Genomic DNA, 13,035 nt, shown 5'->3' with positions numbered 1-13,035 from the left:
TTCCATTCGTTAACATTAATCAGACTCGTAAACGATCCGTTACCAAATGGCCCAAGGTTGGTAAGGAAATGGTCATGAAAGCGCTTTTTTCTGAAATTGATTCGCTAATGACCACTGAAATCTACGGGCGTGTGGTCGCGGTTCAGGGGTTGCTCGTCGAAGTCGCCGGGCCGATCCATGAAATGAGCGTCGGATCGGTGCTCATGATCGAAATCGGTCCGGAGCAGCCGAAAGTGCCGGCAGAGGTAGTCGGATTCAGAAACAACCATGCTCTCTGCATGCCGTTTTCCGGCCTTGAGGGTGTGCGAATGGGCTGCAAGGCCGTCATCAAGGCCCGTGAGAGTGTAGTCCACCCATCCAATGCGTGGTTGGGCCGCGTCATCAATGCGATGGTCGAGCCGATTGACGGCAAGGGCGAGCTGCCGAATGGCGAAACGCCGAGGCGCATGCGCAATGCACCGCCTCCGGCTTCGGAGCGGGCCCGTGTGGGGCCTCCGCTGGATCTGGGCGTGCGCGCGCTCAACACATTTATTACCTGCTGCGAAGGGCAGCGTATGGGTATCTTTGCCGGTTCCGGTGTCGGCAAGTCTGTTCTCATGTCCATGCTTGCGCGAAACACGGACTGCGACGTGGCGGTTATCGGTCTGATCGGAGAGCGTGGTCGCGAGGTTCAGGAGTTCATTGAGGACGACCTTGGTGAAGAGGGGCTGGCGAGATCGGTCGTGGTGGTTGCGACCTCCGACGAAAGCGTGCTCATGCGTCGTCAGGCAGCCTATCTCACCATGACGGTTGCCGAGCATTTTCGCGATGACGGACAGAATGTTCTCTGCATGATGGATTCGATCACGCGTTTTGCCATGGCGCAGCGCGAGATTGGCTTGTCCATCGGTGAACCTCCGACATCCAAGGGCTATACGCCGACCGTCTTTACAGAATTGCCGCGTCTTCTGGAGCGGGCCGGGCCAGGGCTCGTGGGGAAGGGCGCCATCACCGGCCTTTTCACGGTGCTTGTCGAGGGGGACAACCACAATGAACCGGTCGCCGACGCGGTACGCGGTATTCTGGATGGTCATGTGGTCATGGAACGGGGAATTGCAGAGCGCGGTCGTTATCCGGCAATCAATGTTCTGAAGTCCGTTTCGCGAACGATGCCACGCTGCGTTCCAGATGAATATCTTCCGGTCCTGCGCAAGGCAAAACAGCTCCTTGCCACCTATACCGATATGGAGGAGCTGATTCGTCTAGGTGCTTATCGCAAGGGTTCCGATCCGACCGTTGATGAGGCAATATTGCGGTTCGGGCCTATAGAGGACTTCCTGAATCAGGGAAAAGGTGAGGCAACGTCACTATCTGACGGTTATTTTCAACTTGCCAACCTTTTGGAAATGACTCCGGGCTAACATGGCTTTGTTAGGGGAGTATTGAGTAATGAAAACCCGAGACAGTCTGATCCGCCTCAAGCGGTTCCAGGTAGATGACAAGAGACGACAACTTGTCCAGATCGAAACCATGGTTGCCGAGTTCAATCGCATGGCCGATGAGCTTGATGACCAGATCAAGTCCGAACAGGAACGGGTGGGGATCACGGACGTAACGCATTTTGCCTATCCGACTTTCGCGAAGGCTGCTGCAACGCGTCGGGACAATCTGCGCAATTCGGCTCACGAGCTGGACGATCAGTTGAAGCGTGCCCAGGATGAATTGTCCGAGGCCATCGAAGAACTGAAGAAATTCGAACAGCTCGAAGAGCGTGACCAGATGCGCGAACGCACGGCTGCGGAAATGGCCGAGCAGGAGCAAATGGACGAGATTGCAGGGCGGTTACGGTCGCGAGTCTGAGGCTCACGGCGATATATTGATGATTGTCTGCAGTGGCTGGCGGGCCGCTGCGGTGTTTTGTGTGTTTTTCAAATGCCGTAAAATTTACCTGCTCCCTCATGAATTCTGACGTTTAATCGCATGTGCCTTGGTGGATGCGATTGGGCATCGGGTGGATTGCATGGGGGAGAAATCAAATGCGTTTTCTGAAGATCGGTTTGGCGGCGTGCATGCTGTGTCTTGCGCCGATGGTCGCCTATGCCGACGGCGCGGTTCACAAAATCGCCTTTCATGTGGATGAAAACGACCCGCAAGTCATGAACATGGCTCTGAACAATGTTCAAAATGTCTCGAAATACTACGCGGATAAAGGCGAAGAGGTCGAGATCGAAGTGGTGACCTACGGGCCAGGCCTCATGATGCTGCGTGAGGACAAGAGCCCGGTTGCGGAACGCATTTCGGTGATGTCCCTGGAGATCCCAAACCTCTCGTTCGCGGCTTGCGGAAACACGCATCGCGCCATGAGCCAACAGGCTGGCAAGGAAGTGCCACTTCTTTCTGAAGCCAAGGTCGTCCCGTCAGGCGTTGTTCGGCTGGTGGAACTTCAGGAGGCGGGCTACAGCTATATTCGTCCGTAATTTGCTACCTTGCTGAAAGTTGCGTAGCGGGTCGAATTGTGCAACGCAGGGGCAGGGGCGATAGCCCTTGCCTTTTGGATCTCGTTTTTCGGTTCGGCTCATGCGCCTTGTTCTTGGCATCTTGCTTCCCATTGCCACGTTTTCGTTTGCGCTTGGGCTTACGCTCCCGCTGATGAAGCTGGAGAGATTGTATTTTCTTGAGGATACGCCGTCCCTGACGGAGATCGTTTACGGGCTTTGGGTAGACGGGGAGCCGCTGCTGGCGGTTGTGATTCTGGTATTCTCGATCCTGTTGCCTGCTGCCAAGATCATCCTGACCCATGTTGCAGCCCTGAAAGGCGGGTCTGGCCGGTCCTTGTCGATCCTGTCTGCCGTCGGCAAGTGGTCGATGCTGGATGTCATGCTGGTGGCGCTTGTCCTGTTTGCCGCCAAGACCAGCGGGCTTGCCGAAGCTTCCGCCCTTCCGGGATTGTGGTTCTATGCAACGGCAACGATCGCTGCGGCGCTTGCAGCGAATTTATGCAAGAGGCTCTACGTCTAACCGAGCGGGTTCTCGAAGGAAGAATACTGACGCACTCTCGACACCCGGTTCTTGGGTGGGCGCTTCTTGCCCCGCTTTGCTGCAAATCCGCTGCTGCCTGTCGTAGACGCTGCATCATTTCCGGGGTGGGATTTGCGGTGTGCCTGCTCGGCTTCAAAGGCCTTGATCCACTCTTCAGCCTTGGAGGGCGGCAGGCGCATCTTTCTGCAGCGGACCTGGGCAAGCATTGCAAACGTGTCGGCACAAAGTTCTGCGTCCAGCGCCAGTTTCGCTGCCTCATCGGCCGGACCATTGAAGATTACGGACCTGGTTGACTGGTGATGTGCGCGCGTGAATTTCCCCAAAAGCGCAACCACCTGTTCGAGGCGGTCATCCTGAAGCAGCACCCCGACGATTTCGTCCTTTTTGACGCGCGCGATCTGGCATTTTGACCAGAGCTTTGAAACATCACTTTCATCCACGCTCGGGCCAAGGGTCTTGCGGACTTCTTTAAGGCGGCCGAGTTTTCCCTGCTGTTCGGTTGAGAGCGAACTCTTCACGAGTTTTCGAAGTTGGGCCTGAACATCCGCGTCTACGTTGGGAAGTACTTGCTGGCACATTCCAGGTGTGAGGTCCGGCCTCAACAGCAGTGTGTCCAGAAATTCGGCGTCATGACGCCCGAGGTGCATGAGATTGAGGAAGGACTTCGCCGAGAGTTCAACCTGCATATTCCCGACAAGTTTCAGGTGAGTGCGCTCCGACCCGCGGATCACGATCACATCCGTAATCTTCAGTGTCAGGTCAGGTCGACCTGCGAGCACCTGAAGGTGCGCATCGCCCACCTTGTTTGCAAGTTCGAGCAGGTCGCCTTCGGAAAAGCCCTCAAACTGGGACAAAATGGGCGAGGCTATTCGGATATTGTCGGCGGCAAGCCGTTTGGCGAGTGCCAAGGGCATTTTGGAGTAGGGAGCGACTTTCACAGCCAGCTGCTGGAGGTTGGTCGCAGGGGTCGAATCGTAAAGGATCAGGGCGATGTCGCAGTAGGCCTGCATTTCCCGGTCCGAACGATCGTCGATTTTCTCTATAATCTTATCCGTGACTGCAAGCAGAAGTAGACCCCGTGCCTCCGGGGATTTGTCCTGAGCCATCTCGACAAGCTTAAATTCCATTTCGCAACCTCTGGCGAAGAGGATGACGTGAATACTCTTATTTATATGTTACCGGTGATATTTTTTTATGTTCAAAAATATGGGTTTTATTTTCTGATTTGAAATTGATTTTGACTGTTGTTTACGATGCGTAAGCATGAGTTGCGAAAGTTGAGTCAATTTTAGTGATCTGGCAAATAAATCGAAAAGTTTTTCAAATCGCCGCATGCCTTGTCTTGGTCTATATTCTGTCTGAAAAATCAGCTACCAAATCTCCAGTTTGCTGCGCTGCCTGTGCGCTTTCACCGTTGGAATTCCTGATGCGTTTTACGTTTGTCTTGCTCGCCCTTTTGCTGTTCTGCAGTCCCGTTGCCGCTCAGGTCGTTGGTCAGGAAGCACCGTCGACAGGGTCGGTAACCGAAACACCGGCAGAAGCGAACGACGTAAAGACGTCCACCGAAGTGCTGATCAAGGTTCTTGAGGACCCGAAAAAGAGGGAAGCGCTCATCCGCGAATTGAAGGGAGCGGAAACGCCGGCTGGCACCGCTGAGCCTTCCGGTGATGAAGCGTCCCCCGTTTCTGATGAGGTCGCTACCGGTACTGACGAGCCGATCACCACAGTTCTCGCACAGTACTCCAGTGCCGTCATGGCGGATGTGAATGCGTCGCTGGAAAAAGCCGCTCACACGCTGTCTGGCCTCAGTCGTCTCTTCAAAGGTGAAATCAAGATCAATGCGGACCGCGCCATCGATAGCGCGCTGAACGTCCTGTACATCCTTGTTTCGGTCACCATCATCTATTGGCTTTGCCAAAAGGTATTCATGCGGTTTTCCAGCAGGATATCTGCCAAGTACGCGCGCCGGTCGTGGCTGTTCAGAAGTGTTGTGCTGATCTTGTTGTCAGCGCTTGATGCGTTGACCGTATTCCTCGCTTGTATCGTGTCGGTGGTGCTGTATCTGGTTCCGTTCCTTATCTTCGATCAGGAAGATTACCTCGTGGATGCTGCGCTGGATGCATTTTGGACAGTCGGGCTCGCGCGGGTGGCCCTGCGATTCGTGTTTGCTCCTGCCAGACCGGAACTGCGCCTTATGCCGTTCGGCAATGATTACTCAAACTATTGGTATTCGAAGCTCTATCAGTTGTCGGTGTTCGTCGGTTTTGGTCTGTTGCTGGTTGTCCCCTATGTGAACATCGTGACGTCCTTCGTTATCGGCAATGCCCTGCGCTTTGCCTTGCTGTTCGTCGCTACATTGATGCTGGTCGGCCTGATCTACCAGCAGCGGGAGTGGGTGGCCAAGGGCATCCGAAGCTACGCGAAGCACATGACCAACAGTCTGGTGCAGCAAACCGTCGCCAGTCTTGGTGTGGTCTGGCATTGGCTGGCCATGACCTATGTTGCCTCCATCTTCATGCTCTGGTTCACGCGCCCAATCGATGCCGTCGAAATCGCAGTGCGTTCGACGGGACTGTCCATTCTGGCAATCATGGTTGGCTTTTTGATCTCGTTGGCAATTACAAAGCCGATCAAGAGCGGCATTCGCTTGCCCGATACCTACAAGCGGCGACTGCCCGAGCTGGAAGGCCGGATAAATGCGTTCTTGCCGGGCATCCTGAGAATGCTTCGGTTTGTTGTGTTCATCTTCACGGTTCTGGTTCTGCTGGATGTCTGGGGGATTACCTCCTTTACGGTTTGGCTGGCTTCTACCGAGGGTAGCGCAGCCTTTGGGCGCGGCCTTTCCGCCCTGATCGTTCTGGCGGTTTCCTTCCTCGTTTGGCTGGCAGTCATGGCGTGGATTGATCTGAGGTTGCGGGTGCGCAGCGGCCATGTGGTCACTGCGCGGGAGCGGACGCTGTTCCAGCTCTTCCGAAATGCGTTCACGATGGTCGTTCTTGTCATGGCGACCCTGCTGGCGCTGTCAGAGGTTGGCATCAATATCGGGCCGTTGATCGCCGGCGCCGGTGTCGTCGGTCTGGCCATTTCCTTCGGTGCGCAAACACTCGTGAAGGACGTCATCACCGGCGCCTTCATTCAGATCGAAAACGCGATCAATGAGGGGGATGTGGTCACCGTTGCGGGTATCACCGGAACAGTTGAACGTTTGACCGTTCGTTCGGTGAGAATCCGCGACATCAACGGAACCGCCCATATCATCCCGTTTTCGTCCGTCGACATGGTCGCCAATTTCATGCGCGACTTCTCCTACCACGTGGCCGAAATCGGGGTTGCGTATGACACGGATATCGGCAAGGCGAAGGCAGCTATGGAAGAGGCGTTCCGGCGGTTGCGCGAGAGCGATGCCGGATCGAAGATCATCGGCGATCTCGAAATGCACGGTGTCACGATGTTCGGCGACAGTGCCATCAATGTTCGCGCGCGCGTAAAGACACTGCCGGGCGAACAATTCTCGCTTGGACGGGCATATAACGAGTTTATCAAGGCCGTCTTTGATGAGGAGGGGATCGAAATCCCGTTCCCGCAAGTGACCTACCACATGCCGGCGGCATCTGTCGGCAAGAAGAGCCTGCCGATGGATGAGCCGGCAAATGACGCGGGAGGGAGTAGCAGTCCCAAGACGGACTGACTGGCTTTCCAAATCATTCGATCGGGCCAAATCATTCGATCGGGTCAAGTCAATCGATCAGGCCAAAACAATCGATCAGGAATGTGAAAACAACACCCCGGGAGAATTTATCTCCCGGGGTATTTTATTATTCGCGTTTCATTGAATTTCGATCAGTTTCGTTTTATTTTCGCTTCTAACCAAGAACCGCGTGTTTGCGCTGCTGGAGAGGCCAGATGAAACCAGACTACGATCTCATTGTTATCGGCGGAGGGGTCAATGGCGCTGGAATAGCCCGCGATGCCGTCGGGCGTGGGGCTTCGGTTCTGCTTGCGGAAATGGGAGATCTGGCCGGCGCGACGTCCTCGGCGTCGACCAAACTGATCCACGGCGGCCTGCGATATCTTGAGTACTACGAGTTCAATCTGGTGCGTAAGGCTCTGAAAGAGCGCGAGGTTCTCTGGAAACTCGCGCCGCATATTGCCTGGCCCATGCGGTTCATCCTGCCGCATCACAAGGATCTGCGCCCTGCCTGGCTGCTGCGTCTTGGATTGTTCCTCTACGATCATATCGGCGGGCGCAAGCTTCTGCCTGCAACGCGTACTGTTCGGCTGGATGAAGGCGAGTTCTCGCGGGGGCTCAATTCGCGCTTTCGGAAGGGTTTCGAGTATTCAGACTGTTGGGTGGAGGATGCGCGGCTTGTCGTGCTGAATGCACGGGACGCGGCGCGGCGCGGCGCGACAATCCTGACCCGGACGAAATGCGTGAGTGCACGCCGCGAAGGCGGGCATTGGACGGTGACCCTCAAGGATATGGCGAGTGGCGACGAGCGGACCGTCACAGCATCCGTGATTGTCAATGCTGCCGGGCCCTGGGTGGCGGACATGCTGGCTGGTGTTGCGGGCACGAACCAGCAGTCCCGCGTTCGTCTGGTCAAGGGCAGCCACATCGTCGTGCCCCGGATTTTTGAACATGACCGCTGCTTCATCTTTCAAAATGCCGACGGGCGGATCATCTTTGCAATTCCCTATGAGAACGACTTCACCCTGATCGGAACCACGGATGTCGATTTCGTCGGAGATCCGGGAAGCGTTCAGATCGCTGATGACGAAGTCGCCTATCTATGCGAGGCGGTCAGCGAATATCTGGCAAAGCCGGTGGAGCCCGGTGATGTCGTCCATACCTATTCGGGGGTTCGTCCCCTTTATGATGACGGTGCCAGCGACGCCAAGGCCGCAACGCGTGACTACGTGCTTGAGGTCGACGGCGGCGGAGATCGGGCGCCCTTGCTCTCGGTGTTTGGCGGCAAGATCACCACCTATCGAAAGCTTGCCGAACATGTGCTGAGCAAGCTTGAAGGATCGCTCCCGTTCAGCCGCCGCGAATGGACCGCCACTGCGGCGCTGCCCGGCGGAGATTTTGATCCCTCGGACTTTGATGCAGAAGTTGAAAAGCTGCGGTCTCGGTTTGGTTTTCTGTCCCACGCCCACGCAAGACGACTCTTCCGTGCCTATGGATTGGATGCGTATGGCCTTCTGGGAAGCGCCACATCTCTTGAGCAGCTGGGCACACATTTTGGCAGTGACCTCTATCAGGCTGAGGTTGATTGGCTCGTGCGCGAGGAGTGGGCGCGCTCGGCGGAGGATGTCTTGTGGCGGCGTTCAAAACTTGGTTTGCGTCTGACGCCTGAGCAGATCGAGGCTCTTGAGCGTCATCTGCAGGGATCTGTTGGCGGGCGGTCAGGAGCGGCGGCCTAAAAAGGGCTTGCAATATCGGGCGGGGCGGGCCCGAATCCGGACAAGACAAAAATGAAACGGGAGGCGACATGGCCGGAGCTGTGTTGGCAATTGATCAGGGAACAACGTCCAGCCGGGCGATTGTGTTTGGTGTGGACTATTCCCAGCTTGGAGTTGGGCAGCAGGAGTTCACCCAGCATTTCCCCAAGTCGGGTTGGGTTGAGCATGACCCGCTGGAAATCTGGACAAGCACGCTGGATGTGTGCCGCAAGGCTCTTGAGAATGCGGGTCTTTCCGCCAATGAAATCGCGGCGATCGGCATCACCAATCAGCGGGAGACGACGCTGGTTTGGGATCGGAAAACGGGAAAACCGGTTTATAATGCAATTGTCTGGCAGGATCGCAGAACTTCCGACTTCTGTGCGAAACTGAGAGCGGATGGTCACGAGGACACCTTCACAGCTCGCACGGGCCTCCTTCTTGATCCCTATTTCTCGGGAACAAAAATTGCCTGGATACTGGATAATGTTGAAGGCGTGCGAGCGCGCGCCGAACGTGGGGAACTTGTCTTCGGCACAGTAGACACCTGGCTGATCTGGAACATGACTGCTGGCAAGCGCTTCGTTACCGATGCCACGAATGCCTCCCGAACACTCATCTACAACATCCATGAAAATCGCTGGGACGCTGAGCTTTGCGCGATCCTTGGAATACCGATGTCGATGCTGCCCGAGGTACTCGACTGTGCCGATGACTTTGGAGTGACGGAACCTGAGCTGCTGGGCGCGGCCTTGCCGGTGCTGGGTGTTGCTGGCGATCAGCAGGCGGCGACGCTCGGTCAGGCCTGTTTTGAGCCGGGAATGGTCAAGTCGACCTATGGCACGGGGTGTTTTGCCCTGATGAATACGGGGTCGAATGCGGTGGCCTCGAAAAACCGGTTGCTGACCACCATTGCCTATCGGCTTGACGGCGAGACGACATACGCGCTGGAAGGGTCAATCTTCGTGGCTGGTGCGGCCGTTCAATGGTTGCGCGACGGGTTGGGCGTCATTGAATCCGCGGCTCAGTCTCAGGGGCTTGCCGAGCAGGCAGATCCGAATCAGGAGGTCTATCTGGTTCCTGCCTTTGTGGGACTTGGCGCACCTTATTGGGATGCAGATGCGCGCGGTGCGCTTTTCGGTCTGACCCGGAATACGGGGCCCAAAGAGCTGGCCCGGGCCACGTTGTGCAGTGTCGGTTACCAGACACATGATCTGGTTGAGGCCATGAAAAAGGATTGGTCCGCTGACACGGACACGGTTCTGCGCGTCGATGGCGGGATGACGGCTTCAAACTGGACCATGCAGTTTTTGGCAGATATCCTGCAAGCTCGTGTGGACCGCCCCGTGGTTCTGGAGACGACAGCCCTTGGGGCCGCGTGGCTTGCCGGATCCCGGGCCGGAGTCTGGCCCGGCCGCAAGGAGTTTTCGGCAAGCTGGAAGCTTGAACGTCGCTTCGAGCCGGAAATGGCGAAGGAACAGTCCGCCCAGCTGCTTGACGGATGGGCTGATGCGGTTCGCCGGACACGCACGAACGGCTAGAATTCGGGCTGAGGGAAGAGGTTTCAGTCCTGTCTGAAACCTCGCACCGTTTTTGGGTCAATTCGCTTTGGTTCAGAAGAATTACGTTGCGTAAATCTCTCCAAACATGCCCATTTTTTACGTCAGTAAATCTGACCTAGTAATAATTTTTCCCAAAATACCTGAAATTAGAAATATCTGAGCGGTTGATTTTGTGGCGAAAAAAAGCCTTAGTTTGCTCGGCGCGGGCCAAAGGAGATTGCACGACCTCTAACGATGCAACGCCCGCCTTCTTCATCAAGGGGAGAACAGTTTGATGAATTTCCGATCCACCCTGAAGGCTACCCTTCTCGGCGCAAGCATGGCGGTCATCGCTGCCACAGGCGCCTCCGCAAAAACGCTGGTTTATTGCTCTGAAGGTTCACCGGAAGGCTTCGATACCGCTCTATACACGTCCGGTACCACTTTCGATGCGTCCTCCAAGCCGCTCTATAACCGCCTTGTGGAATTCAAGCGCGGCACCACGGAAGTTATTCCGGGTCTGGCAGAGAGCTGGGACGTTTCCGAAGACGGTCTGGAGTACACCTTCAACCTGCGTAAGGGCGTAAAGTTCCACACCACGAACTTCTTCACCCCGTCACGCGACTTCAACGCTGACGACGTGATCTTCTCGTTTGGCCGTCAGCTCGACAAGAACCATGCCTGGCATGAGTACACACCGGGCACTGCCTGGGAATACTTCAACGGCATGTCCATGCCTGATCTCATCAAGGAGATCGTGAAGGTTGACGATTACACGGTGAAGTTTGTCCTGAACCGTCCGGAAGCTCCGATGGTTGCAAACCTCGCCATGGACTTCGCATCCGTTCTGTCTGCTGAATATGCTGCCCAGCTGGAAGCTTCCGGCACCAAGGACCAGCTGAACCAGCAGCCGGTTGGTACCGGTCCGTTCTCCTTCGTTGGCTACCAGAAGGACGCCGTGATCCGCTACGCAGGCTTTGGTGACTACTGGGGTGGCAAGCAGCCGGTCGAAAACCTCGTTTTCGCTATCACACCGGATGCCTCCGTTCGCCTTCAGAAGCTGAAGGCCGGTGAATGTCACGTCATGCCTTATCCGGCACCGGCTGACATCGCGGACATCCAGTCTGACGAAAACCTCAACATGATGGAACAGCAGGGCCTCAACGTCGGCTACCTTGCCTACAACACCAAGGTTGCTCCGTTCGACAAGAAGGAGGTCCGCAAGGCGCTTAACCACGCCGTGAACAAGCAGGCGATCCTTGATGCCGTGTTCCAGGGCTCTGGTCAGGCGGCAAAGAACCCGATCCCGCCGACCATGTGGTCCTATAACGACGCCATCGTCGACGATGCCTATGATCCGGAACTGGCCAAGAAGCTGCTTGCTGAAGCAGGCGTTTCCGATCTGTCCATGAAGATCTGGGCGATGCCGGTACAGCGTCCGTATAACCCGAACGCTCGCCGTATGGCTGAAGTCCTGCAGGCCGACTTTGCTGCAGTTGGCGTCAATGTCGAGATCGTCTCCTACGAGTGGGGTGAGTACCTCTCCCGTTCCAAGGACGTTGATCGCGACGGCGCTGTCCTGCTCGGCTGGACCGGTGACAATGGTGACCCGGACAACTTCCTTGCCGTTCTGCTCGGCTGTGACGGCGTTGGCGGTTCCAACCGTGCACAGTGGTGCAACGACGACTTCCAGGCTCTGATCAACAAGGCCAAGACCGTTTCCGACAAGGCTGAGCGTACCAAGCTGTACGAACAGGCTCAGGTGGTCTTCAAGGAAGAAGCTCCGTGGGCAACCATCGCTCACTCGGTCGTCTTCATGCCAATGCGCAAGGAAGTCACCGGCTACGTGATGGACCCGCTGGGTGGTCACTGGTTCGACGGCGTGGACCTCGCACAGTAAGCCGTCTGAAATCAAAAGGGCGCCAGTTCATTCGGGCGCCCTTCGCACTTTTAGGCCGGCGATCCCCCTTTAATATTCGCGGGATCGCTGGCTTGCTCTATTCGGATCCTAATCATGCTTCGATTTCTCCTGGGCCGCCTTGGCCTGTTGATCCCGACATTTCTGGGGGTCACACTCGTGGCTTTCAGCTTCATTCGTCTTCTTCCAGGTGACCCGCTTGACCTTCTGGCCGGTGAACGTGGCATCGATCCGGAGCGCAAGGCGGAACTTCTGGCGCAAATGGGCTTCGACAAGCCCCTGTGGCAGCAGTATTTCGACTATCTTCTGAACATTTTTCAGGGTGATCTCGGCACATCCTTTGTGTCCAAGAAGCCAGTGCTTGACGAGTTCCTGACACTCTTTCCCGCGACTGCCGAACTGGCGCTGTGCGCGATCATCATTGCAGTGTGTCTAGGAATTCCCGCCGGTATCTTTGCGGCCGTCAAGCGAGGCTCCTTCTTTGACCAGACCATCATGGGAACGGCTCTGGTTGGCTATTCCATGCCGATCTTCTGGTGGGGCCTGCTGCTGATCATCCTGTTCTCCAGCATCCTGCAGTGGACACCGGTCTCGGGCCGTATTTCCTTCCTCTATTTCTTCCCGAACGTGACCGGCTTCATGCTCATCGACAGCCTCTTGTCTGGGCAGAAGGGGGCGTTCCAGTCAGCCGTCAGTCACCTGATCTTGCCCTCCATCGTGTTGGCCACGATCCCGCTCGCGGTGATTGCCCGCCAGACCCGGTCGGCCATGCTTGAGGTTCTGGGTGAGGATTATGTTCGTACCGCGCGCGCCAAGGGCTTGCCGCCAAGCCGGGTCATTGGCCTGCATGCGCTGCGCAATGCGCTTATCCCGGTCATCACCACAATCGGCCTGCAGGTCGGCGTTCTTCTGGCCGGTGCGATCCTGACCGAGACGATCTTCTCCTGGCCGGGCATCGGCAAGTGGCTGGTCGACAGCATTTCGCGTCGTGATTATTTCGTGGTCCAGGGCGGACTGCTGCTGATCGCGGCCATCATCATGATCGTGAACCTCGTGGTTGATGTGCTTTACGGCCTCGTCAATCCGCGTATTCGCCACAACTGATCCGGAGGGCAT

Annotated in this window: 10 protein-coding genes; 9 read left to right on the top strand and 1 reads right to left on the bottom strand. The window is 56.3% G+C overall.

Annotated elements, in window-relative coordinates:
- The first annotated feature begins 74 nt into the window (after positions 1-74).
- From fliI to F0155_RS00875, 4 genes are all read left to right on the top strand, one after another.
- Entirely contained in the window at positions 75-1,400 is a 1,326-nt protein-coding gene (fliI, locus tag F0155_RS00890) for a flagellar protein export ATPase FliI (RefSeq protein WP_150522589.1), read from the top strand.
- Between the two features lie 28 nt (positions 1,401-1,428).
- Positions 1,429-1,839 carry a flagellar export protein FliJ gene (gene fliJ, locus F0155_RS00885; protein ID WP_150522588.1) on the top strand — a complete coding sequence of 137 codons (411 nt, stop codon included), beginning with the start codon at positions 1,429-1,431 and terminating at the stop codon, positions 1,837-1,839.
- A 176-nt stretch (positions 1,840-2,015) separates the two neighbouring features.
- A complete protein-coding gene (locus F0155_RS00880; RefSeq protein ID WP_150522587.1) occupies positions 2,016-2,456 on the top strand; it encodes a DsrE family protein in 441 nt (146 codons plus the stop codon).
- A gap of 100 nt (positions 2,457-2,556) precedes the next feature.
- Positions 2,557-2,997 (top strand): paraquat-inducible protein A, encoded by a 441-nt coding sequence (locus F0155_RS00875; RefSeq protein ID WP_150522586.1) that lies wholly within the window; start codon positions 2,557-2,559, stop codon positions 2,995-2,997.
- Here F0155_RS00875 and F0155_RS00870 read toward each other — a convergent pair.
- A complete protein-coding gene (locus F0155_RS00870; RefSeq protein WP_150522585.1) occupies positions 2,994-4,145 on the bottom strand; it encodes a DUF2336 domain-containing protein in 1,152 nt (383 codons plus the stop codon). The genes F0155_RS00875 and F0155_RS00870 overlap by 4 nt on opposite strands.
- 299 nt (positions 4,146-4,444) lie before the next feature.
- On the opposite strand from F0155_RS00870, the gene F0155_RS00865 reads away from it, so the two are divergent.
- The 5 genes from F0155_RS00865 to F0155_RS00845 all read left to right on the top strand — a co-directional run bounded on the left by F0155_RS00865 (position 4,445) and on the right by F0155_RS00845 (position 13,023).
- On the top strand, positions 4,445-6,706 hold the full coding sequence (locus F0155_RS00865) for a mechanosensitive ion channel domain-containing protein (protein WP_150522584.1): 2,262 nt from the start codon (positions 4,445-4,447) through the stop codon (positions 6,704-6,706).
- A gap of 215 nt (positions 6,707-6,921) precedes the next feature.
- On the top strand, positions 6,922-8,442 hold the full coding sequence (gene glpD, locus F0155_RS00860; RefSeq protein ID WP_150522583.1) for a glycerol-3-phosphate dehydrogenase: 1,521 nt from the start codon (positions 6,922-6,924) through the stop codon (positions 8,440-8,442).
- 68 nt (positions 8,443-8,510) lie between these two features.
- Positions 8,511-10,001, top strand: coding sequence for a glycerol kinase GlpK (gene glpK / locus F0155_RS00855; protein WP_150522582.1), 1,491 nt, complete (start codon positions 8,511-8,513; stop codon positions 9,999-10,001).
- 340 nt (positions 10,002-10,341) lie between these two features.
- Complete coding sequence (locus F0155_RS00850; RefSeq protein WP_244303447.1) at positions 10,342-11,901, top strand: ABC transporter substrate-binding protein; 1,560 nt, start codon at positions 10,342-10,344, stop codon at positions 11,899-11,901.
- 114 nt (positions 11,902-12,015) lie between these two features.
- The gene (locus F0155_RS00845; RefSeq protein WP_150522580.1) at positions 12,016-13,023 is read left to right on the top strand and encodes an ABC transporter permease subunit; all 1,008 of its coding nucleotides are present in this window, start codon (positions 12,016-12,018) and stop codon (positions 13,021-13,023) included.
- The last annotated feature ends 12 nt before the right edge of the window (positions 13,024-13,035 follow it).

It is taken from the genome of Roseibium sediminis, assembly GCF_008711325.1.
In the GTDB taxonomy this organism is placed as follows: Bacteria; Pseudomonadota; Alphaproteobacteria; order Rhizobiales; family Stappiaceae; genus Roseibium; species Roseibium sediminis.
The sequence above is the reverse complement of the archived record's forward strand: the minus strand, read 5'-3'. Positions and strand labels throughout refer to the sequence as shown.